The sequence below is a fragment of the Streptomyces sp. NPDC047014 genome (assembly GCF_040644195.1).
Lineage (GTDB): Bacteria > Actinomycetota > Actinomycetes > Streptomycetales > Streptomycetaceae > Streptomyces.
The window spans coordinates 46,200-67,338 of the sequence record NZ_JBEYVX010000018.1 but is presented as its reverse complement, the minus strand read 5'-3'; the positions used below and the strand labels follow the sequence as shown (position 1 = coordinate 67,338).

Sequence of the window (21,139 nt, the reverse complement as noted above, 5' to 3'; positions counted from 1 at the left end):
CACGCCGATGAACACTTCCGTTCCCAGCCGTGACACCCCGGCCCGCCGGCGTATCGCCGCGCCCACCCTCGCGATGCTGCCCCGCATCGCCGACTCCCTGTCGTTCCTGTACGCCGACATCGTCCGCATCGTCCAGGACGACACCGGCGTGAGCGCGGAGACGACCACCGAGGACGGCCACCTCACCCGCGTCTACCTCCCCACCGCCGCGCTCAGCTGTGTCCTTCTCGGGCCCGGAACCTCCATCACCCAACCCGCACTGGCCACCTTCGCCCGCCACGGCACCACCGTCGTATGCAGCGGATCCGGAGGGGTCCGCTGCTACTCCACCACCACATCCGACGCCCTGACCACCCGCTGGCTCGAAGCCCAGGTGCACCAGTGGAGCGACCCGGAACGACGACTCGCCGTCGCCCAGCGCATGTACCACAAGCGATTCAACATAGCCGTCCCACCGACGACACCCCTCAACACCCTGCGCGGACTCGAAGGCCAGCGCGTCAAAGCGCTCTACAAACTCCTCGCCCAGCAGCACCGCGTCGGACGCTTCCGCCGCGCCTACGATCCGGCGGCGTGGGACGAGCAGGACCCCGTCAACCTGGCCCTCTCCTCCGCCAACACCTGCCTGTACGGCATCGTCCACGCGGCCATCGTCGCCCTCGGCTGCTCACCCGCCCTCGGCTTCGTACACCAAGGCAAACAACATGCCCTCGTCTACGACATCGCCGACCTGTACAAGGCGGAACTCACCATCCCGCTGGCCTTCTCCCTCCACGACGCTGCCCACCCCGAGGCCATGGCGCGGCGCAGCTTCCGGGAAGGGCTCCGCCTCTACAAACTTCTGCCGCGCATCGTCAACGACATCCAGTCGCTCCTCTCACCGGACGACACCCCGGGCTCTACATCGGCAGCCTGTCGGGCCGGGTCCGTGATGAGCTCTGGCGTACCGTCAGCGACTCCATCGGAGCGGGCGCGGCGGTGCTCGCCTACCCGGACGCCACCGAACAGGGCTATACCCTCCTCACGGCAGGCGAACGACGGCGTATCCCGGTCGACTTCGACGGCCTCACCCTTGTCGCCCTCCGTCCCGAGGAGGCGCTGATGTGAGGCGGGTGATCACTCGTGGTTACTATGCTCATTTCGCGGCTGGGATGATTGGTGGCTTGGGAAAGTGATGGAAGAGGTCGTAGCGACCCGTTATGTCACGCCCCTGCGTGAGGGCGGTTCGCTTCCCGGGATTGTCGAGGGTGATGATCTCGGGACCTATGTCATGAAGTTCACCGGCGCCGGGCAAGGGCGGAAGACCCTCGTCGCCGAGGTGATCTGCGGGCGGCTCGCGCAGCGGCTGGGGTTGCGGGTGCCGGAGCTGGTGCGGATGCAGCTCGATCCCGTCATCGGGCTCGGGGAGCCCGATCAGGAGGTGCAGGAGCTGCTCAAGGCCAGTGGCGGGCTCAACCTCGGGATGGACTACCTGCCCGGTTCGCTCGGCTTCGACCCGCTCGCGTACCGGGTGGATCCCGTCGAGGCGGGGCGGGTGGTGTGGTTCGACGCGCTCATCAACAACGTCGACCGCTCCTGGCGCAACCCGAACATGCTGGTCTGGCACGGGGACCTCTGGCTCATCGACCACGGCGCCACCATGATCTGGCACCACAACTGGCCGACGGCGCAGGCCGCGGCGGCCAAGCCGTACAACGCCTCCGACCATGTGCTGGCCCCGGCGGGCCCGGACATCGCCGCCGCGGCGGCCGCGCTCGCGCCGCTGGTCACCGAGGAACTGCTCACGGAGGTCGCCGCCGACGTCCCCGACGAGTGGCTGGTCGACGAGCCCGGGTTCGACTCGACCGACGCGGTGCGCCGGGCCTATGTGGAGGCGCTGCTGCCGCGCGCCGCCACCATCCACGAGAGGATCTCGATGGAGGCGGAGGTGAAGGCCCCGGCCGGACCGCCCGGCTGGCTCACCGATCATCTGCCCGAGTGGCCCCATAAGAACCACAAGAACCACAAGAACGAGCAGAAGAGCGGCGACCAGTGACCCAGCGGGACGTGTTCGAGTACGCGCTGGTGCGCGTGGTGCCCCGGATGGAGCGCGGCGAGTGCTTCAACGCCGGCGTGATCGTCTACTGCCGGGCGCACTCCTACGTCGCCGCCCGCACCCACCTCGACGAGGCGAAGCTCCTCGCGCTGGACCCCGCGGCCGACGTGGCCGGCGTACGGGCGGCCCTGCGCGGGGTCGAGGGGCTGTGCGGCGGCGGTGAGGCCGCGGGGCAGGCGGCGGGCGACGACGCGGGCCGCCGGTTCCGCTGGCTGATCGCCCCGCGCAGCACGGTGGTGCAGCCCGGGCCGGTGCACACCGGGCTCACGGCCGATCCCGCCGCGGAGGTGGAGCGGCTGCTGGACCTGCTCGTCCGCTGACGGGCCGAGGCGCGCGGGGGCCCGCGGGTGGGACCGTACGGGCCCCCCGCGGGCCCCGGCCGCTTCCCGGGCGGGTGGCGTTGACACCGGGTGCCAGGGCTCCTAGCGTCTCCTCAGCTGAAGCTACTAAGCGGTTGCTCACCTCTGGGCGGCCGTCTCTCAAGGGCGAGGAGAACAGCATGTCCACCACCGAGCAGCGCGTCGCGATCGTGACCGGGGCGGCCCGGGGCATCGGCGCGGCCACCGCCGTACGCCTGGCCGCCGAGGGTCGTGCCGTGGCCGTACTCGACCTGGACGAGGCGGCCTGCAAGGACACCGTCGAGGCGATCACGGCCGCCGGCGGGCGGGCCCTGGCGGTCGGCTGCGACGTCTCCGACGGCGCGCAGGTGGACGCGGCCGTCGCCCGCGTCGTGGCCGAGCTCGGCGCCCCCACGATCCTGGTCAACAACGCGGGCGTGCTGCGCGACAACCTCCTGCTCAAGATGAGCGAGACCGACTGGGACACCGTCATGAACGTGCACCTGCGCGGCGCGTTCCTGATGTCGAAGGCGTGTCAGGGCCACATGGTGGAGGCCCGGTTCGGCCGGATCGTGAACCTCTCCAGCAGCTCCGCGCTCGGCAACCGGGGCCAGGTCAACTACTCCGCCGCCAAGGCCGGTCTCCAGGGCTTCACCAAGACCCTCGCCATCGAGCTCGGCAAGTTCGGCGTCACCGCCAACGCCGTCGCGCCCGGCTTCATCGCCACCGAGATGACCGCCCAGACGGCCGCCCGCGTCGGCATGGGCTTCGAGGACTTCCAGGCCGCCGCGGCCACCCAGATCCCCGTCCAGCGCGTCGGCCGCCCGGACGACATCGCCAACGCCATCGCCTTCTTCACGGGCGAGGCGGCCGGCTTCGTCTCCGGCCAGGTCCTGTACGTGGCCGGCGGACCCCTCAACTGACGGCGCGACGAGAGACAGGGCACACCCCATGACGTACAGCGGTACCGACAGCGGCAAGGCCGCGCTGATCACCGGAGCGAGCCGGGGCATCGGCTACGGCATCGCCGAGGCGCTGGTCGCCCGCGGCGACCGGGTCTGCATCACCGGGCGCAACGAGGAGGCCCTGAAAGAGGCCGTGGAACGCCTCGGGGCGGACCGGGTGATCGGCGTGGCGGGCAAGGCGCACGACGAGGAGCACCAGGCCCTCGCGGTCGAGCGCGCGATGGAGGCGTTCGGCCGGGTCGACTTCCTGGTGAACAACGCGGGCACCAATCCGGTCTTCGGCCCGATCGCGGACCTCGACCTCGGGGTCGCCCGGAAGGTCTTCGAGACCAATGTGATCTCGGCGCTCGGCTTCGCCCAGCGCACCTGGCACGCCTGGCAGAAGGACAACGGCGGTGCGATCGTGAACATCGCCTCCATCGCCGGCGTCTCCGCCTCGCCCTTCATCGGCGCCTACGGGATGAGCAAGGCCGCCATGGTCAACCTCACCCTCCAGCTCGCGCACGAGATGGCGCCCGGGGTCCGGGTGAACGCGATCGCCCCGGCGGTGGTCAGGACCAAGTTCGCGCAGGCGCTCTACGAGGGCCGCGAGCAGGAGGCCGCGGCGGCCTATCCGCTGGGCCGGCTCGGCGTCCCGGAGGACATCGGGGGCGCCGCCGCGTTTCTTACATCTGCACAAGCGGAATGGATCACGGGCCAAACTCTGGTCGTGGACGGTGGGATGTTCCTCAATGCCGGGGTCCACTGACCGATAATCGGACGGATTTGCCTCCGAAAGGGAGGTAAATGCGTATCGAATATGCACGGAACCGGTCAAGTGCCCCACGAAACCACCCCATTGGATTCGTGGGGCACTGCGGTAGGGTCTGCCGCACCCCTGGCTGATCGAGGAGCGTGCACGTGTTCAACCGGACCAGATGCCTGCAGATCACTGCAGCCCTTGCGTCCATATCCCTGCTGGCGGGATGCGGCATGCTGTCGAAGGACGACGGCGACGGGGCCAAGCCGATCGTCGTCGGCACCACCAGCGCCCCCAGCACCCTCGATCCCGCCGCCGCGTGGGACGGCTCCTGGGAGCTGTACCGGAACGTCTACCAGACCCTCCTGGCCTTCCCCACGGGCTCCACCAAGCCCCAGCCGGACGCGGCCCAGAACTGCGAGTTCACCGACGGCGCGAGCCAGGCGTACCGCTGCACCCTGCGCAAGGGCCTCAAGTTCTCCAACGGCGAACCGCTCGACGCCAAGGCCGTCAAGCACTCCCTCGACCGTATCCGCACCATCGGCTCCAAGGTCGGCCCCAAGGACCTCTTCGGCAGCCTCGACAAGATCGAGACCCCGGACGCCCTGACCGTCGTCTTCCACCTCAAGACCTCCGACGCCACCTTCCCGTACGTCCTCGGCTCGCCCGCCGCCTCGCTGGTCGCGCCCAAGATGTACCCGGCCGACAAGCTGCGCGACGACGGCAAGATCACCGGATCCGGGCCCTACCTGCTCCAGTCGTACAAGGAGGGCGCCGAAGCCGTCCTCACCGAGAACACCGGCTACGCCGGATTCGCGAACCGGCAGAACAAGGCCGTGACGATCCGGTACTACGCCGACTCGCAGAAGATGGTCGCCTCGCTCAAGGCCAAGGAGCTCGACGCGACCTACCGCGGGCTCTCCGCCGCCCAGGTCACCGACCTGCAGACCCCCGAGTCCCACGGGCTCGGCGTCCAGGTCGTCGAGAACGTCGGCTCCGAGATCCGCTACCTGGTCTTCAACCCGAAGGACCAGGCGGTCAACAAGATCGCGGTCCGCCAGGCCATCGCCCAGATCATCGACCGCGGCACCCTCGTCTCCAAGGTCTACCAGGGCACCGCCGAGCCGCTGTACTCGATGGTCCCCAAGGGCGTCGTCGGCCACAAGACGCCCTACTACGACAAGTACGGCGCCCCCGACGTCAACAAGGCCAGGAAGATCCTCAAGGAGGCGGGCATCAACCAGCCCGTCGACCTGACCTTCTGGTACACCACCGACCGCTACGGCTCCTCGACGGCGGACGAGTTCACCGAGATCAAGCGGCAGCTCGACGAGAGCAACCTCTTCCGGATCACCCTGCGCAGCCAGCCCTGGAAGACCTTCCAGGAGGGCTACAAGGGCCAGGAGTACCCGGTCTTCGGCCGCGGCTGGTTCCCCGACTTCCCGGACCCGGACAACTTCATCGCGCCGTTCGTCGGCAAGGAGAACGCGGTCGGCACCCCGTACGAGCAGAACGAGATCCTGACCGAACTGCTGCCCAAGTCCCGCCGCGACGGCGACCGCTCCTCCGGCGTCGAGCAGTTCGAGAAGGCCCAGCAGATCTTCGCCGACGACGTCCGCCTGCTGCCCCTGTGGCAGGGCAAGCTGTACGTCGCCGCACGCGAGGACATCGCCGGCGGAGAGCGGGCGCTCGACCCGCAGACCGCCATGCAGATGTGGGAGCTGTACCGCAAGACCAGCTGGTAGCCGGGCCCGCCCGGGGCCGATGCCCCGGGCGCCCGACGCGTTGTCAGTGCCCCCCGGTAGGTTCTGATCAGTCGCACGAACTTGTACCGGAGGTTGTCGCCGTGACCCAGATGCTGCCCGAGTCCTGGCTCCCCGTCCTCGGCGGGGAGCTGGACCAGCCCTACTTCAAGGAACTCACCGAGTTCGTCGAGAAGGAGCGGGCGAACGGGCCGGTCTACCCGCCCCGCGAGCAGGTGTTCGCAGCCCTCGACGCCACCCCCTTCGACCAGGTGAAGGTGCTCGTCCTCGGTCAGGACCCCTACCACGGCGCCGGCCAGGGCCACGGCCTGTGCTTCTCCGTGCAGCCGGGCGTGAAGACCCCGCCCTCGCTGCGCAACATCTACAAGGAGATGAAGGAGGAGCTGGGCCTGGAGGTCCCGGACAACGGCTACCTCATGCCGTGGGCCCAGCAGGGCGTCCTGCTGCTGAACGCGGTGCTCACCGTCCGCGAGGCCGAGCCCAACTCGCACAAGGGCAAGGGGTGGGAGAAGTTCACCGACGCCGTGATCCGCGCCGTCTCCGAGCGCCCCGACCCGGCCGTCTTCGTCCTGTGGGGCGCCTACGCCCAGAAGAAGATCCCGCTCATCGACGCCGAGCGGCACGTGATCGTCAAGGGCGCCCACCCCTCCCCGCTGTCGGCGAAGAAGTTCTTCGGCTCCCGGCCCTTCACCCAGATCAACGAGGCCGTCGCCGCCCAGGGCCATGAGCCGATCGACTGGCGGATCCCGGACCTCGGCTGACCCGCCCCCGCGCCTCGGCGCCACAGCCGGTGCCTCCGGTTAGCTTCGTGACGACCGGACCGCAGGAGGTCCGGCAGAGCGAGCCGGAGGCCGCCGTGACCGAGCAGCAGGAGGCGTCGGAGGACGCCGTCATGACCAGGATCGGCCAGGCGGTCATCCTGCTGCACGCCGGGGACCGGGAGGAGGCCCGCAACCGGCTCGGCGCGCTCTGGTCGGAGATCGGCGAGCAGGGGGACTCCCTGCACCGCTGCACCCTCGCCCACTACATGGCCGACGCCCAGGACGATCCCGCCGACGAACTGGCCTGGGACCTGCGCGCCCTGACCGCCGCGGGCACCGCCGCCGACGCGGTGGAAGCCGGCGCCGCGTGGGAGGGACCGCCCGCGCCCCGGGAGCCGCATCCGGCCGTGCGCGGGTTCTACCCCTCCCTGCACCTCAGCCTCGCCGCCGACTACGCGAAGCTCGAGCGGCCCGAAGCCGCCCGGGTCCACCTGGCGCGGGCCCGCGCCGCCGCCGGGGCCCTCTCCGACGACGGCTACGGCAACGGCGTACGGGAGGCCATCGCGCGGCTGGAGCGGCAGCTCGCGCGGCCGCCCGGCGGCGGGCACCGGCCCTTCCCCGAGCAGTCCCTGTAGCGAAGCACCGCGGGGGAGGTCAGCCGCCCTGCACCCCCGCGCAGATCCGGGCCTCCGGGCTGTCGTCGTGCCACGTGCCGTGCCGGCGGCCCAGCGCGCACACATCCGCAGGCCGCACCGGCAGCCTCCGCATCAGCTCCCGTTCCACCGCGGCGTCGGGCCGCCCCTGCCCCCGGCCGCCCTCGTGGCGCCCGGCGGCGGCCTCCGCGGCCCGGCGGGGCTCCGGGATGTCGGGGACCGGCGGCGCCTCCGGTACGGGCGGCCCACCGGGGCCGCCGCGCGCGGCCCGCTCGCCGGCCGGCCGGGAGGGCGATGCGGGCTCGGCCGCCTCGGCGGCGCGCTCCGGGGCGGTGGCCGAGCCCGCCTCCAGCGCCTCCAGGGCGGGCGCCCGGACGGCCACGGGGGCGGTCCCGGGCCCGGAGCGCGGCTCGTGGCGGGGCACCGCCCCGGCGGCGGGGGCGGTCGCGGGCCGCACGGGGCCGGGGCTCACCTGGACGCAGCCGGAGACGGCCGAGACGGCGCAGGCGACTCCGAGGAGCAGCCGTGTCGTGGTTCGGGTTGGATGCACGCGCGCAACTCTGCTGTGCGAGGACCCCGTTGCGGAAACCCGCAGCCCATATTCACCCCGCACGGGTGACCGGCGGCCGGGTGACCGGCCGCGCGCGGGCCGCCCCGGCCCGCCGCCCGGATCACTCGCCGGTGGCGCCGTCGATGTGCTCCCGCAGCAGGTCGGCGTGCCCGTTGTGGCGCGCGTACTCCTCGATCATGTGGGTGTAGACCCAGCGCAGGCTGAACACCTCGCCGCGGTGGTGGCTCGCGGCGTCCGAGCGCGCGTCGAGCGGATGGCCCGCGGCGGCCTCGCGGGCGCGTTCCACCTCTGCCCGCCAGGTGCCCTCGGCCTCCGCCCAGGTGTCGGCCGCGGTGAGGTGGAAGTCGCCGTCCCGGTCCGCGTCCGTGACGTACAGATCGGGCACTTCCTCGCCCCGCATGATCTGCCGGAACCAGTACCTCTCCACCTCCGCCATGTGCCGGACGAGCCCGAGCAGGCTCAGCTCGGAGGGCGCGAGTGGGGTCCGGCGCAGCTCCTCGTCGTTCAGCCCCTCGCACTTCCACATCAGGGTGGCGCGGTGGTAGTCGAGCCAGCCGTCGAGCATCTCGCGCTCGTCGGCGGTGGTGGCGGGCTCGGGGCGGTGTGATCCTGAACTGGTGGTCATACGGCCCATCCTGGGCGACCGGGGCCCCCGGTCACCAGGGATTATCAGGGTTTAAGCTGCGCAGACCCACAAGGACCGAATTTGGAGGCCCCGGTGAAGGTCGGCTGCATCGGACTCGGCGACATCGCGCAGAAGGCGTACCTGCCCGTCCTCACCGCCCGCGCGGACGTGGAGCTGCACCTGCAGACCCGTACGCCCGCCACCCTGCGGCGGGTCGGCGACACCCATCACGTCCCGGACGCGCGCCGTCACGCCGATCTCGACTCCCTGCTCGCCCAGGACCTGGACGCGGCCTTCGTGCACGCCCCGACCGGCGCGCACCCCGAGATCCTGACGCGCCTGCTGGAGGCGGGCGTGCCCACCTACGTGGACAAGCCGCTCGCCTACGAGTTCGCCGCGTCCCGGCGGCTGGTGGAGCTGGCCGAGAAGCGCGAGGTCTCCCTCGCCGTCGGCTTCAACCGCCGCTTCGCGCCCGGCTACGCGCAGTGCGCCGAGCACGCGCGCGATCTGATCGTGATGCAGAAGAACCGGGTGGGCCTGCCCGAGGACCCGCGCACGTTGGTCCTCGACGACTTCATCCACGTCGTGGACACCCTGCGCTTCCTGCTGCCGGGGGAGGCCGACCGCACCGACGTCCGGGCCGTCGTCCGCGACGGGCTGATGCACCAGGTGGTGCTGCACCTGTCCGGCCCCGGATTCAGCGCGCTCGGCATCATGAACCGGCTCTCCGGCTCCAGCGAGGAGATCCTGGAGGTCTCCGGGGCGGACACCAAGCGGCAGGTGGTCAACCTCTCCGAGGTCGTCGACCACAAGGGCCAGCCGACCGTGCGCCGCCGCGGGGACTGGGTGTCCGTCGCCCGCCAGCGCGGCATCGAACAGGTCGTGGACCACTTCCTGGAGGCGGTCGCGGCGGGCCGCGTCCTCAGCGCGCGTGACGCGCTGCTCACCCACGAGCTGTGCGAGACGGTGGTGAACTCGGCTCTGGAGGCTCAGGAGGCTCTGCAGCAGACCTCCTGAGCCGGCGGGCGGCCAGCGCCGCGCCGTAGCCGGCCAGGAGGGCGAGGGAGACGGACACCGGCCAGGCGCCGAAGCGCACGAAGAGGGTCGAGCCCCGGGCGAGCGGCACCTCGTACACCTCGGCGGTCCGCGCCGACGTGGGCAGGGCGGGGCCGATGCGCTCGCCCGAGGGGCCGTGCACCGCGCTGATCCCGGTGAGGGTGGCATGGACCATCGGGCGGCCGTTCTCGGCCGCCCGCAGGGCCGCCAGGGAGGCGTGCTGGGCGGGGGCCCAGCTCTCCTGGAAGGTGGAGGTGGCCGACTGGGCGACGAGCAGGGAGGCCCCGTCGAGGGTGAGCCGCCGGCTCATGTCGGGGAAGGCCGACTCGAAGCAGACCAGCGGCCCCACCCGGAGCCCGGCGCCGCCGTCCGCCCGGCCGGGCAGGTCCATGACCACGGGGGCGTCCCCGCGCATCCGGTCCTCGCCGGCCGCCCGGCCGACGGAGGTGGCCCAGCCGAGGAGCGAACGGGCCGGTACGTACTCACCGAACGGCACCAGCCGCATCTTGTCGTACCGGTCGCCCGTGGGGCCCGCGGGACCGATCAGCACGGCGCTCTTGTAGATGCCCGGCCGGTCCGCCCGCCGCGCGTCCACGTTCACCAGCAGCGGCGCCCCCACCTCCGCCGACAGCGCGGCCAGCCGCCGCGCCAGGTCCGGGCGGGCCGACAGGTCCTCGCCGACACTGCTCTCGCCCCACACCACCAGGTCCACGCCCCGCCCGGCCAGCGGCCGGGTCAGCCGCTCCCCGGCCGCGAACCGCCGCTCCGCGCTGTCCGGCCCGTCCGGCACCGGGCCCGGCTGTACGACGGCCACGCGGACGGCGCCCGCCGGCGCGGGCCGCGGCGCCCCCGCCCACACCGCGCCGGTGAGCAGCGCGCAGCCCGCCAGGCCCGCCACCGCCGGGAGCCGCGCCTCCGGCGCCGTGAGCAGCAGCACCAGCGCGCAGTTCACCGCCACCAGCAGCAGGCTGACCAGCCACACCCCGCCCACCGAAGCCAGCCGCAGGGCCGCGGGCACCTGCCACTGACTGGCCCCGAGCAGCCCCCACGGCCCGCCGAGCCCCTGCCAGGACCGCACCACTTCCGACAGCAGCCACCCCGCCGGTACGAGGACCAGCGCGGCGGCGGCCCGGCCCGCCGGGGGACGCCCGCCGAGCAGGTGCCGCACCAGCAGCGCCCAGGGGATCCAGAGCAGGCCGACCAGCGCCGCCACCGGGAGCAGGAACACGTGGAGGCTGGGCAGCAGCCAGTGGTGCACGGCCAGGATGTAGCCCGCGCCGCCGAGCCAGCCCTCCAGGGCGGCCCGCCGGCCGGTGGGGGCGGACCTCAGCAGCAGCATCCAGGGCACGAGGGCGACGTAGGCGAACCACCAGAGGGCGGGGGCGGGGAAGGCGAGCGCGGGCAGGGCGCCGGCCGCGAGGGCCGCGGGCGCACGCCACCGGCGCACCCACCCGTTGTGCGTGGCGACCATGGCACCTCCGCTTCCAGTGTGGTCAGTGCCGGGCGGACCCGCCCGTCCGGCGGCTTCCGGCGGGCTCCGGCGGCCTCCGCGGCGGGGCGCGGGCAGGGCGCCGAGGGCCGCGCGGCCGGGGTGGGCCGGGCCCGGGCTCAGAGGGCCGTGTGCCGCCATTTTTCGTGCACGGTCACCCGGGTGAGCCGCCAGCCGTCGTCGCGGGTGCGGGCCAGGGCGAAGGTGTAGCGCCCGGCGGCGACAAAATTGGGGGAGGTGACCTCGGCGGCCGACTCCGGACCCGCCAGCCGCATCGGGTTGAGGAAGTCCGCGCGGACCTCGGCGCTGTCGCCGGGCGCCCCGGCCAGGTCCTCCAGCCGGATCCGCCGGTTCACGATCAGGTGCTGGCGCACCGGGAACAGCGTCATCGTCCCGGCGAGCCAGTCCGCGACCTGCGCCACCGGGCCCTCGATCCCGCCCGCCGAGCGGTAGTCGGCCCGCCCCGCCGGGACGAACAGGGCCCGGTACGCCTCCCAGTCGCCGTCGTCGACGGCGACCGCATAGCCCGTGACCACGTCGTCGATCGCCAACCGGTCCATCACCGTCGCGAGGTCCACACGCTGCGTCATCGGGTCAGTCTGGGGCTGCGGGGGCGCGAGGCCAAGAGGCGTGCGCCCACGCGATCCCCCCGCGCGCCCTCAGTGTCCGGAACGCCCCTCCCGTTGCCGGACGACGACGAGGAACGCGTCACTCGCCAGATCCATGACCACCTCGGCCTGCACACCCTCGCGCATGCGCTGCGCCGCATACTCCTCGGCCGGCCAGCTTCCCCGCGGACTTCCGGCCGGAAACCGCTCCAGTACCACGCGACCCATGGAACACCCCCTGCTTCGTGCCTTTCCTTCTCTTCACACACAACGACGCGGAGGCCGCCCGGGAACGTTCCCGAGCGGCCTCCGGTTCACGCGAAGAGGTGGTGCCTGCGCCGTTACGAGCCGGACTCGCCCGCGTGCGGGCTCAGTACGTCCGTGCCAATCAGCACGAACAGCACCACACCCAGCACGATCCGGTAGATCACGAACGGCATGAAGGACTTCGTGGTGATGAACTTCATGAACCACGCGATGACCGCGTAGCCCACGAAGAAGGCGATGGCCGTCGCGAAGAGCGTCGGGCCCCAGGAGATGTGCCCCGGGGTCTCCACCACGTCCTTGATCTCGAAGGCGCCGGAGGCCAGGACGGCCGGGATCGCCAGGAGGAAGGAGTAGCGCGCCGCGGCCTCGCGGGTGAAGCCGAGCAGCAGACCGCCGGAGATCGTCGCGCCGGACCGGGAGACACCCGGGATCAGGGCCATCGCCTGGCAGACACCGAAGATCAGGCCGTCCTTGACGCCCAGCTGCTGGAGCGTCTTGCGCTCGCGGACCGCGCGGTGCCGGCCGCCCTCCTCGTCACGGGCCGCCAGCCGGTCGGCGACGCCCAGCACGATGCCCATGACGATCAGCGTGGTCGCCGTCAGCCGCAGGTCGCGCGCCGGGCCCACGATGGCGTCCTTGAAGACCAGGCCGAGGATGCCGATCGGCAGCGAGCCGATGATGACCAGCCAGCCCATCTTGGCGTCCTGCTCGGAGCGCAGCTCCTTGTTGAACAGCGAGCGGCACCAGGTGGACACGATCCGCGCGATGTCCTTGCGGAAGTAGATCAGCACGGCCGCCTCGGTGCCGATCTGGGTGATCGCGGTGAAGGCCGCGCCCGGATCGTGCCAGCCGGCGAATGCCGCGGTCAGCCGCAGGTGGGCGCTGGAGGAGATCGGGAGGAACTCCGTAAGCCCCTGGACGAGACCGAGGATTAGGGATTCGAACCAGCTCATGTCGGGGTGCGCTCGTCCTTGTGATCGTCGGGCAGTTCGCCCCCGATGCTAGGGCCCGTGCGGAGCGCCGCTGACCACAGGGGGGTACTGGGACGCCGGTTCGTACACCGGAACCGCGCCGCCGGCGGGCGCCAGCCGGTGCCGTTTGCGCCACGCGACGATCCCGGCCCCGAGCACGGAGACCGCGATGAAGCCGAAGGAGAGCAGGAAGGCGGGCGAACCGGGGGTGGAGGCGCTGGCCCCCGCGATCACGTACGCGGTGGTGTTCGGGACGACGCCGACCGCCGTCGCGAGGAGGAAGGGGACCCAGCCGCACCGGGACACCGCGGCCCCGTAGTTGGCCACCACGAAGGGCACCCCGGGGAAGAGCCGGACGGCGAGCATCGAGCGGAAACCGTGCCGGCTGAGCTGCCCGTCGGCCGCCTCCAGCCAGCGCCCGCGCAGGAACGGTCGCAAAGCCTCCTGCCCCATCACCCGGCCCAGACCGAAGGCGACGGCCGCCCCGAGGACCGTGCCGCCGACCGCAGCCACGAGGCCGAACCCGGTCCCGAAGACGGCTCCCGCCGCCAGGTTGAGCAGCGGGCGCGGCACGAACGCCGCCGAGCACACGCCGTACGCGGCTGCGAACAGCAGTACCGCCATGCCCACCGGGAGCCCCGGGGGCCAGCCCTCCGAGAGGATCCGCTGGGGCTCGTAGACCAGGACGCACGCACCGGCCGCCGCGAGCAGCACGGCGAGCAGCGCCAGCCGGGTCCACGGCGCGAGGAGGAGGGACATCCCGGGAGACTAACCGACCCAAGGGACACCGCGCCGTAATCTGGGCCTCATGCTGCCGAACGACGCGCGGCCCCCGGGGGTTCCCCGCAGCGCCCTCGCGGACACCCTCCTGGAGCGGCTGGCCGCCACCTACCCGGCAGCCGCCGATCCCGTGCGGGCCGCGGCCATGAGCGCCTACATGAAGGAGGTCGCGCCCTTCCTCGGCCTCCCCGCGCCGCTGCGCCGCGAGCTGTCCCGGACCGTGACCAAGAACACGCCCCGGCCCACCGAGGCCGACTGCGCGGCGCTCGCGCTGGGCTGCTGGCGGCTCCCGGAGCGGGAGTACCACTACTTCGCGGTGGACTACCTGCGCCGCCATGCCGGCCGCTGCTCCTCCGGACTGCTGCCGGTGGTCCGGCACCTGATCACCACCGTGCCCTGGTGGGACACCGTCGACCTGCTGGCCGCGCACACGGTCGGCCCGCTGGTGGCCGCCGACCCGGAGCTCGCCGGGGTGATGGACGAGTGGATCGGCAGCGAGGACCTGTGGCTCGCCCGGACCGCGCTCCTGCACCAGCTGCGCTTCAAGGAGGCCACCGACAGCGGCCGGCTCTTCGCCTACTGCCGCAGCCGGGCCGCAGACCCCGACTTCTTCCTCCGCAAGGCCATCGGCTGGGCCCTGCGCGAGTACGCCAGGACCGACCCGGGCGCGGTGCGCGCCTTCGTAGCCGCCGAACGCGCCGCCCTGTCCCCGCTGTCCGCGCGCGAGGCCCTCAAGAACCTCTGAGCGCCGCGCACTTCGCGCCCGCGTAAATCGTTCGACGCGAGGCGGGCGGCTCGGGCAGGATCAGCGGCATGTCCCGGTACGCCTTCCCCGCAGCGCCGTCCGCAGTCGCGGACGCGCCGAAGGCTGCCGCGGTCGCGGACGCACCCGTTCTCGCAGCCTTCGACGGCGCACGAAGCTGACCCTTCCCGGATCGTCCGGCGGACCCCGCAGGGGGAGGGTCGGCCCGGCCCAGGGGTCCCGTCCAGGCTTCGAGCAACGGGAAGAGATCATGGCCAAGACGGCCTTCGTGCGGACCAAGCCGCACCTCAACATCGGCACCATGGGTCACGTCGACCACGGCAAGACCACCCTCACCGCCGCCATCACCAAGGTCCTCGCCGAGCGCGGCGGCGCCTCCTTCGTCCCCTTCGACCGCATCGACCGGGCCCCCGAGGAGGCCCGCCGGGGCATCACCATCAACCTCACGCACGTCGAGTACGAGACCGGCACCCGCCACTACGCCCACGTGGACATGCCCGGCCACGCGGACTACATCAAGAACATGGTCACCGGCGCCGCGCAGCTCGACGGGGCGATCCTCGTCGTCTCCGCGCTCGACGGGGTCATGCCGCAGACCGCCGAGCACGTGCTGCTCGCCCGGCAGGTCGGCGTCGACCACATCGTGGTCGCGCTCAACAAGGCCGACGCCGGGGACCCCGAGCTCACCGACCTCGTGGAGCTGGAGGTGCGCGAACTGCTCACCGCCCACGGGTACGGCGGGGACTCCGCGCCCGTCGTACGGGTCTCCGGGCTCGGGGCGCTGGAGGGCGACCCGCGGTGGACGGGGGCGATCGAGGCGCTGCTGGACGCCGTGGACACGTACGTCCCGACGCCGGTGCGCTACACGGACGCGCCGTTCCTGCTGCCGGTGGAGAACGTACTGACCATCACCGGGCGCGGCACCGTCGTCACCGGCGCCGTCGAGCGCGGCACCGTCCGCCTCGGCGACCGCGTCGCCGTCCTGGGCGGTGACGGGGAGCCGGCGGAGACCGTCGTCACCGGACTGGAGACCTTCGGCAAGCCGATGGAGTCCGCCGAGGCGGGGGACAACGTCGCGCTGCTGCTGCGCGGGGTGCCACGCGACGGGGTGCGCCGCGGGCACGTGGTCGCCGCGCCCGGCAGCGTGACCCCGAGGCGGCGCTTCACGGCGCGGGTGTACGTGCTCTCCGGGCGCGAGGGCGGCCGTACCACCCCGCTGGCCAGCGGCTACCGGCCGCAGTTCTACATCCGCACCGCCGATGTGGTGGGAGACGTGGACCTGGGGGCGGAGGGCATCGCCCGGCCCGGGGAGACGGTCACCATGACCGTCGAACTGGGCCGTGAGGTCCCGCTGGAGGCGGGGCTCGGCTTCGCGATCCGCGAGGGCGGGCGGACCGTCGGCGCCGGGACGGTGACGGCCGTCCTGGACTGAACGGCCCGAGCGGGACCCCGCTGTGGTGACGGCGGAACGGCTGCGCGAGACTGCCGTCACCACAGGCACGGGTACAGGCACAGGCACGCGCACGGACACAAGCACGGGCAACCGGCACAGGCACAGGCACCGGCACAGGCGGCGGGAGCGGGCGGACATGGGCGGCGACACGGCACTGGTGCTCGGCGGCGGCGGGCTGACCGGCATCGGCTGGGAATGCGGGATCCTGCACGGACTGGCCCGCTCCGGAGTCGACCTCAGCACCGCCGGCCTGGTCGTCGGCACCTCGGCCGGATCGGTGGTCGGCGCCCAGCTCACCTCCGGCCTGGTCACCCCGCAGGAGCTGTACGAGCGCCAACTCGGGGACGCCTCCGGCGAGCCCGTCGCCAAGCTGGGCGCGGCCACCATCGCCCGCTACGCCCTCGCGATGGCCGGTGCGCGCGGCGACGGCGCCGCCTACCGCCGCCGCGTCGGCGCCATGGCCCTGGCCGCGGACACCGGCCAGGAGGCGGAGCGCCGCGAGGTCCTCGCCGCCCGGCTGGTCTCGCACGAGTGGCCGGCCCGGCGGCTCGTGGTCACCGCCGTCGACGCGCTCACCGGGGAACCGGCCGCCTTCGACCGGGAGAGCGGCGCCGGACTGGTCGACGCGGTCTCCGCGAGCTGCGCGGTGCCCGGCGTATGGCCCCCGGTGACGGTCGGCGGCCGCCGGTTCATCGACGGAGGGATCCGCTCCGCCACCAACGCCGATCTCGCCGCCGGCTACGACCGGGTCGTGATCATCGCCCCGATCACGCTCGGCTCCCGGCTCGTCCCCTCCCCGGCGGCCCAGGCCGCCGCGCTGCGCGCGTCCGGTGCCCGCGTCCTCCTCATCACCCCCTCGGCCACCGCCCGCAAGGTCTTCGGCCGCAACGTCCTGGACCCGTCCCGGCGCGCCCCGGCGGCCCGCGCCGGCCTGTCCCAGGCCACCGAGCACGCGGCGGAGGCGGCGGAGGTCTGGTCGCCCTGAGACCCCGCGGCCTTGAGACCCTGCCGCCCCGCCGCCCCGCCGCCCCGCCGCCCCGCCGCCCCGCGGCTCCGGGGCCCCAGGACCTGCCGGACAATGGTGCGGTGAGTGAGGAACAGATTCCGGTGGTGCGGGCCGTGGGGCAGGGGACCGCCAAGCTGATGCCGGACGTGGACGGTGAGCGCGCCTGGCTGCTGACCGTCGACGGGGCCCCGCAGTCGTATGTGGACCTGGACGATCCGCACCACCTGGAGTTCGAGTACGTACGCCGGCTCGCCCATGTCCTGGACGGCGCGGCCGAGCCGGGGCTTCCGCTCGACCTGCTGCACCTGGGCGGCGGCGCGCTCACCCTGCCGCGCTACGCCGCCGCCACCCGGGCCGGCTCCCGGCAGACCGTGGTCGAGTTCGACGCGGGCCTGGTGGAGCTGGTCGCCGAGCACCTGCCGCTGCCCGCCGGCTCCGGGGTCACCGTGCACACCGCCGACGCCCGCGCCTGGCTGGAGACCGCGCCCGCGGCGAGCGCGGACGTGATCGTGGCCGATGTGTTCGGGGGCTCGCGGGTACCGGCGCAGCTGACCTCGGTGGAGTACGCGCGGCAGGCCGCCCGCGTGCTGCGGCCCGGCGGGCTGTACGCGGCGAACCTGGCGGACGGGGCGCCCTTCGGCTTCCTGCGCGCGCAGCTGGCCACCTTCGGCGCGGTCTTCGCGGAGCTGGCGCTGGTCGCCGAGCCCTCCGTGCTGCGCGGCAGGCGGTTCGGCAACGCGGTGCTGCTCGCCTCGGACGCCGAGCTTCCGGTGGCCGCGCTCTCCCGCCGGTGCGCGGCCGACGCCTTCCCGGCCCGGGTGGAGTACGGGGCTCCGCTCGCGCGGTTCATGCGCGGGGCGGCGCCGGTCCCGGACGCGGAAGCCGCCCCGTCCCCGGCGCCGCCGGAGGGCGCGTTCAGCGTGGGCTGAGCGGGGCCGGCCCCGCGGCGGGCTCGGGGGCGGCGACCGGGAGCGAGACCGCCTTCGGCGCCGGGGCCCGGCGGGTCATCCGCCGCACGTCCGGGACCAGCAGGACCAGCGCCGTGACCAGGACCACCAGCGAGGCGCAGCCCCACAGCGCCTCGGTCCGGCCGAAGGCCGATTCCACGGGGCCCGCCAGCGCGGTGGCCAGCGGCAGCATCGACACCGAGCCGAACCAGTCGTAGGCGGAGACCCGGGAGAACTTCTCCTCCGGGATCTCCTGGTGCATCGTGGTCATCCAGTTCACGCCGAAGACCTCGATCGCGGCCCCGCTGACGAACATCACCGCGCACAGCCCCCACACGGGCAGCGGTACGGCCAGCCCCGCCGAGGGCAGCGCCAGCGGGAACACGCACAGGGTGCCGATCAGCAGCAGCCGCCGCGGTTTCCACAGCATCATCAGGACGGCCCCCGCGATGGTGCCGATCCCGAAGAAGGCCAGGGCCAGCCCCCAGGGGGCCGGGCCGCCCAGCCGGTCCCGGGCGACCAGCGGACCGTAGACCGCCTCCGCCGCGCCGACCACGGCGACGACGACGGAGAACTGGAGCACGATGCTCCACAGCCAGGGGCGGGTACGGAACTCCACCCAGCCCTCGCGCAGATCGGCCAGCAGCCCCCCGCCCGGCGCCCGGTCCGGGACCGTGCGGACGTCGAGGAAGGCGCGCAGGGCGCCCGCGACCGCGAAGGCCAGCGCGTCCACGGCCAGGACCCAGCCCGGCCCCATGGCGGCGATCATCGCCCCGCCGAGGGCGGCGCCGCCGATGCCGGCGCCGTTCATGGCCATGCGGAAGAGCGCGAAGGCCCGGTTGGCGTGCTCGCCGGAGACGGTGGAGAGCAGCATGCCCTCGGCCGCGGGGTTGAAGAAGGCGGTGCCGGTGCCGCACAGCGCGGTCAGCAGCATCATCTGCCACAGCTGGGGGTCGCCCGCGAGGACGAGCACGGCGAAGAGGGCCTGCGAGACGCAGTTGAGGGCATTGGCCGCCACCATCACGTGGTGGCGGGGGAGCCGGTCGGCGATGGCGCCGCCGATGAGCAGGAACAGCACCAGCGGCACCGTGCGCGCGGCCGCGACCAGGCCCACGTCACCGCCGGAGCCGCCGGCCTCCAGGACGGCGAAGGCCGAGGCGATGAGCGCGCCGTGGCTGCCGAGGTTGGTGACGACCGCCGCGCCCGTGAGGAGGGTGTAGTTCCGGCCGGCCCAGGCGGGACGGCGCCGGGGGCGGGACACGGGCGTACGGGGCGGTGCGTCGGGAGGAAGGCTCACCCGTGGACTATCCCCGCCCCGGGCCGATAATCCAAACGGATTGCCGGCCCGGGGCGGGGCCCACGCGGGGCTGCCGCGCGGGGCGTCAGCTGGTGAGGCGGACGGAGCTGAGGACCTTGTCGGAGACGTCCGTCCCGACCTCCTCCTTGACTCCCGCCGCGCTGATCAGCGCGAAGCTGGCGAAGTCACCGACCGCGTTCTTGAAGGCGAAGCCGACGGCCTTGCCGTCGGTGGCGCACTTGTGCTCCTTCTTCACGTTCGCGGCGGTCGCCACCACCATGTGGCCCTTGAGGCCGGAGGAGGTCGTGTACTCCTTGGGCTCGGTCACCTTGACCGTGCCCTTGGGCTCCTTCTGCGCGAAGCCCGCCCAGACCCAGGTGCCGGTGTTGTCGTGGGCGGCCTGGCCGGTGTCCTTGGCGCCCTGGGCGCCCTTGACGCCGGCGTCGGCGATGGAGAACTTCTCCAGGCTGCCGTCGGCGTTCTTGTCGACGGTGCACCACTCGCGCTTGAGGGTGGCGGTGCCGGTCATGGTGATGACGGGCTTGCCGTCGTTCTTGATCTCGTCGTCGTAGAAGAGGATCGCGCCCGACTCGTTGACGTTCCACTCGGGCGGCACGTCGTAGGCCACGCCGTACTTGGTGTTGACGACGACCTTCCAGCCCGGGATGACCGGCTTCATCTCGCCGCCGGCCCGCGGGTTGGGGCTGCTGCCCGCCGGGGCGGGGGTCTCCGGGGCCGGAGCCGAGGCGCTGGCCTGCGGCTTGTCGTTCGCCTCGGTCTTCTTGTCGTCCCGGGTCAGCACATATGCGCTCATCGCGGCGGCCACGACGACGACCGCGGAGACGGCCACGATGGCCACGGTCTTCGTCGTGTACGGGCTGCCGCCGGATCCCTGCGCCGGCTGGGGCGGCTGAGGCTGCTGGGGCTGGCCCCACGGCTGCCCGGGCATGGCGCCGGGCTGCTGGTAGCCCGGCTGCTGCGGGTATCCGTAACCGGGCTGCTGCTGGTACGGGTTCGGCTGCCCCGGCTGTCCCGGAGGCTGCGCGTACGGGTTCTGTTGCGCGTCCTGAGGGTTCTGTTCGCCCCCTGGCGGCTGCTGCTGTCCTGGCCACATGGCCGGTAACGATAGTGGGAGGGGTCCCCGGGAGCCACGGCCGCCCCCCGGAGAGCACTGGCCAATCGGCTCTACTCGCGGGTAACATCGCGGCCCATGAGCGCAGACCAGATGAACGTGGGCGAACTGCTCGCGGCGACCGTGCCGATGGCCCGGACCCTGAACCTCCAGTTCCTGGAGACCACCCCCGAGCGCGCCGTCGTCCGGCTCCCGGACCAGCCCGACTACCACAACCACGTCGGCGGCCCGCACGCCGGCGCCATGTTCACCCTCGCCGAGTCCGCGAGCGGCGCGATCGTCCTGGCCGCCTTCGGCGACCAGCTCTCGCGCGCCGTCCCCCTCGCCGTCAAGGCCGAGATCGGCTACAAGAAGCTGGCCAAGGGCGTCGTCACCGCCACCGCCACCCTCGGCCGCCCGGCCGCGGAGGTCGTGGCCGAGCTCGACGCGGGCGGCCGTCCCGAGTTCCCCGTCACCGTCGCCATCCAGCGCGAGGACGAGGCCGTGACCGGCGAGATGACCGTCGTCTGGACCCTGCGCCCCAACGCCTGAGCACCGGTGCCCCACGTGCCCGCCGCCCCCCGGGGCCGGCGGGCACGTGCTGTTTCCGGCCCCGGCCTCCACCCCCGGCGCTACAGTCCTCGCACGACGACGCAGGGGGTACCCATGGCCAAGGTCAACATCAGTCTCGACGCCGAGCTCGTGGTGGAGGTGATGGTGCTCGCCGGGGTCGGCTCCCCGCAGGACGCGGTGGAGGCGGTCGTACGGGACTACATCGCGCGCGGCCACCGCACCGAGGCGCGGGTCCAGCTCCAGGACGAGCCCGGCCGCAAGAGCGAGAGCCTGCCCCCGCCGCTGCCGGAGGGCTGAACGGGACCCCC

At 73.0% G+C, this 21,139-nt stretch carries 24 protein-coding genes and 1 pseudogene; 16 read left to right on the top strand and 9 right to left on the bottom strand.

Annotated elements, in window-relative coordinates:
- Positions 1-7: 7 nt before the first annotated feature.
- The 9 genes and pseudogenes from cas1e to ABZ873_RS13845 all read left to right on the top strand — a co-directional run.
- Positions 8-880: pseudogene (cas1e, locus tag ABZ873_RS13885) on the top strand (type I-E CRISPR-associated endonuclease Cas1e); the annotation flags it as partial.
- 23 nt (positions 881-903) lie between these two features.
- Complete coding sequence (cas2e, locus tag ABZ873_RS13880; RefSeq protein ID WP_360870184.1) at positions 904-1,107, top strand: type I-E CRISPR-associated endoribonuclease Cas2e; 204 nt, start codon at positions 904-906, stop codon at positions 1,105-1,107.
- Positions 1,108-1,171: 64 nt separating this feature from the next.
- Positions 1,172-2,035 (top strand): HipA family kinase, encoded by an 864-nt coding sequence (locus ABZ873_RS13875; protein ID WP_360870062.1) that lies wholly within the window; start codon positions 1,172-1,174, stop codon positions 2,033-2,035.
- A complete protein-coding gene (locus tag ABZ873_RS13870; RefSeq protein ID WP_360870059.1) occupies positions 2,032-2,415 on the top strand; it encodes a DUF3037 domain-containing protein in 384 nt (127 codons plus the stop codon). Before ABZ873_RS13875 ends, ABZ873_RS13870 begins: the two co-directional genes overlap by 4 nt.
- Positions 2,416-2,594: 179 nt before the next feature.
- Positions 2,595-3,356 carry a 3-oxoacyl-ACP reductase FabG gene (gene fabG, locus ABZ873_RS13865; protein WP_360870056.1) on the top strand — a complete coding sequence of 254 codons (762 nt, stop codon included), beginning with the start codon at positions 2,595-2,597 and terminating at the stop codon, positions 3,354-3,356.
- Between the two features lie 28 nt (positions 3,357-3,384).
- On the top strand, positions 3,385-4,146 hold the full coding sequence (locus ABZ873_RS13860; RefSeq protein WP_360870054.1) for an SDR family oxidoreductase: 762 nt from the start codon (positions 3,385-3,387) through the stop codon (positions 4,144-4,146).
- Positions 4,147-4,298: 152 nt separating this feature from the next.
- A complete protein-coding gene (locus ABZ873_RS13855) occupies positions 4,299-5,882 on the top strand; it encodes an ABC transporter substrate-binding protein (protein ID WP_360870051.1) in 1,584 nt (527 codons plus the stop codon).
- 110 nt (positions 5,883-5,992) lie between these two features.
- A complete protein-coding gene (locus ABZ873_RS13850) occupies positions 5,993-6,661 on the top strand; it encodes a uracil-DNA glycosylase (protein ID WP_360870181.1) in 669 nt (222 codons plus the stop codon).
- A 95-nt stretch (positions 6,662-6,756) separates the two neighbouring features.
- On the top strand, positions 6,757-7,296 hold the full coding sequence (locus ABZ873_RS13845; protein ID WP_360870178.1) for a hypothetical protein: 540 nt from the start codon (positions 6,757-6,759) through the stop codon (positions 7,294-7,296).
- A gap of 19 nt (positions 7,297-7,315) precedes the next feature.
- Here ABZ873_RS13845 and ABZ873_RS13840 read toward each other — a convergent pair whose 3' ends face one another.
- Together ABZ873_RS13840 and ABZ873_RS13835 are read right to left on the bottom strand one after the other, a co-directional pair.
- A complete protein-coding gene (locus ABZ873_RS13840; RefSeq protein WP_360870048.1) occupies positions 7,316-7,864 on the bottom strand; it encodes a hypothetical protein in 549 nt (182 codons plus the stop codon).
- A 121-nt stretch (positions 7,865-7,985) separates the two neighbouring features.
- On the bottom strand, positions 7,986-8,510 hold the full coding sequence (locus tag ABZ873_RS13835; protein ID WP_360870045.1) for a DinB family protein: 525 nt from the start codon (positions 8,508-8,510) through the stop codon (positions 7,986-7,988).
- A gap of 93 nt (positions 8,511-8,603) precedes the next feature.
- Between ABZ873_RS13835 and ABZ873_RS13830 the strand changes: the two genes are divergently transcribed.
- Complete coding sequence (locus ABZ873_RS13830) at positions 8,604-9,527, top strand: Gfo/Idh/MocA family oxidoreductase (RefSeq protein WP_360870175.1); 924 nt, start codon at positions 8,604-8,606, stop codon at positions 9,525-9,527.
- Here the strand turns inward: ABZ873_RS13830 and lnt are convergent.
- The 5 genes from lnt to ABZ873_RS13805 all read right to left on the bottom strand — a co-directional run bounded on the left by lnt (position 9,454) and on the right by ABZ873_RS13805 (position 13,660).
- Positions 9,454-11,037, bottom strand: a complete 1,584-nt coding sequence (gene lnt, locus ABZ873_RS13825; RefSeq protein WP_360870042.1) for an apolipoprotein N-acyltransferase — start codon at positions 11,035-11,037, stop codon at positions 9,454-9,456. The genes ABZ873_RS13830 and lnt overlap by 74 nt on opposite strands.
- A 137-nt stretch (positions 11,038-11,174) precedes the next feature.
- Positions 11,175-11,645 carry a nuclear transport factor 2 family protein gene (locus ABZ873_RS13820; RefSeq protein ID WP_360870039.1) on the bottom strand — a complete coding sequence of 157 codons (471 nt, stop codon included), beginning with the start codon at positions 11,643-11,645 and terminating at the stop codon, positions 11,175-11,177.
- Positions 11,646-11,714: 69 nt separating this feature from the next.
- Positions 11,715-11,891, bottom strand: coding sequence for a hypothetical protein (locus ABZ873_RS13815; RefSeq protein ID WP_360870036.1), 177 nt, complete (start codon positions 11,889-11,891; stop codon positions 11,715-11,717).
- 113 nt (positions 11,892-12,004) lie between these two features.
- Positions 12,005-12,883: an undecaprenyl-diphosphate phosphatase gene (locus ABZ873_RS13810; RefSeq protein WP_360870033.1), complete on the bottom strand. Its 879-nt coding sequence runs from the start codon at positions 12,881-12,883 to the stop codon at positions 12,005-12,007.
- Positions 12,884-12,931: 48 nt separating this feature from the next.
- Positions 12,932-13,660 (bottom strand): VTT domain-containing protein, encoded by a 729-nt coding sequence (locus ABZ873_RS13805; protein WP_360870030.1) that lies wholly within the window; start codon positions 13,658-13,660, stop codon positions 12,932-12,934.
- 49 nt (positions 13,661-13,709) lie between these two features.
- Here ABZ873_RS13805 and ABZ873_RS13800 point away from each other — a divergent pair, with 49 nt between their 5' ends.
- From ABZ873_RS13800 to ABZ873_RS13785, 4 genes are all read left to right on the top strand, one after another.
- Positions 13,710-14,426, top strand: coding sequence for a DNA alkylation repair protein (locus ABZ873_RS13800; RefSeq protein WP_360870027.1), 717 nt, complete (start codon positions 13,710-13,712; stop codon positions 14,424-14,426).
- A 268-nt stretch (positions 14,427-14,694) separates the two neighbouring features.
- Positions 14,695-15,876, top strand: coding sequence for an elongation factor Tu (gene tuf, locus ABZ873_RS13795; RefSeq protein ID WP_360870024.1), 1,182 nt, complete (start codon positions 14,695-14,697; stop codon positions 15,874-15,876).
- 157 nt (positions 15,877-16,033) lie between these two features.
- Positions 16,034-16,882 carry a patatin-like phospholipase family protein gene (locus ABZ873_RS13790; RefSeq protein WP_360870021.1) on the top strand — a complete coding sequence of 283 codons (849 nt, stop codon included), beginning with the start codon at positions 16,034-16,036 and terminating at the stop codon, positions 16,880-16,882.
- 158 nt (positions 16,883-17,040) lie between these two features.
- A complete protein-coding gene (locus ABZ873_RS13785; protein WP_360870172.1) occupies positions 17,041-17,832 on the top strand; it encodes a fused MFS/spermidine synthase in 792 nt (263 codons plus the stop codon).
- Here the strand turns inward: ABZ873_RS13785 and ABZ873_RS13780 are convergent.
- Together ABZ873_RS13780 and ABZ873_RS13775 are read right to left on the bottom strand one after the other, a co-directional pair.
- Positions 17,819-19,111 carry an MFS transporter gene (locus ABZ873_RS13780; RefSeq protein WP_360870169.1) on the bottom strand — a complete coding sequence of 431 codons (1,293 nt, stop codon included), beginning with the start codon at positions 19,109-19,111 and terminating at the stop codon, positions 17,819-17,821. The two genes, ABZ873_RS13785 and ABZ873_RS13780, sit on opposite strands and share 14 nt — an antisense overlap.
- 121 nt (positions 19,112-19,232) lie before the next feature.
- Positions 19,233-20,261, bottom strand: a complete 1,029-nt coding sequence (locus tag ABZ873_RS13775; protein ID WP_360870019.1) for a hypothetical protein — start codon at positions 20,259-20,261, stop codon at positions 19,233-19,235.
- A gap of 96 nt (positions 20,262-20,357) precedes the next feature.
- Here ABZ873_RS13775 and ABZ873_RS13770 point away from each other — a divergent pair, with 96 nt between their 5' ends.
- Both ABZ873_RS13770 and ABZ873_RS13765 read left to right on the top strand, forming a co-directional pair.
- On the top strand, positions 20,358-20,810 hold the full coding sequence (locus tag ABZ873_RS13770) for a DUF4442 domain-containing protein (protein ID WP_360870016.1): 453 nt from the start codon (positions 20,358-20,360) through the stop codon (positions 20,808-20,810).
- A 114-nt stretch (positions 20,811-20,924) separates the two neighbouring features.
- Positions 20,925-21,128: a type II toxin-antitoxin system VapB family antitoxin gene (locus ABZ873_RS13765; protein WP_360870013.1), complete on the top strand. Its 204-nt coding sequence runs from the start codon at positions 20,925-20,927 to the stop codon at positions 21,126-21,128.
- Positions 21,129-21,139 lie beyond the last annotated feature (11 nt).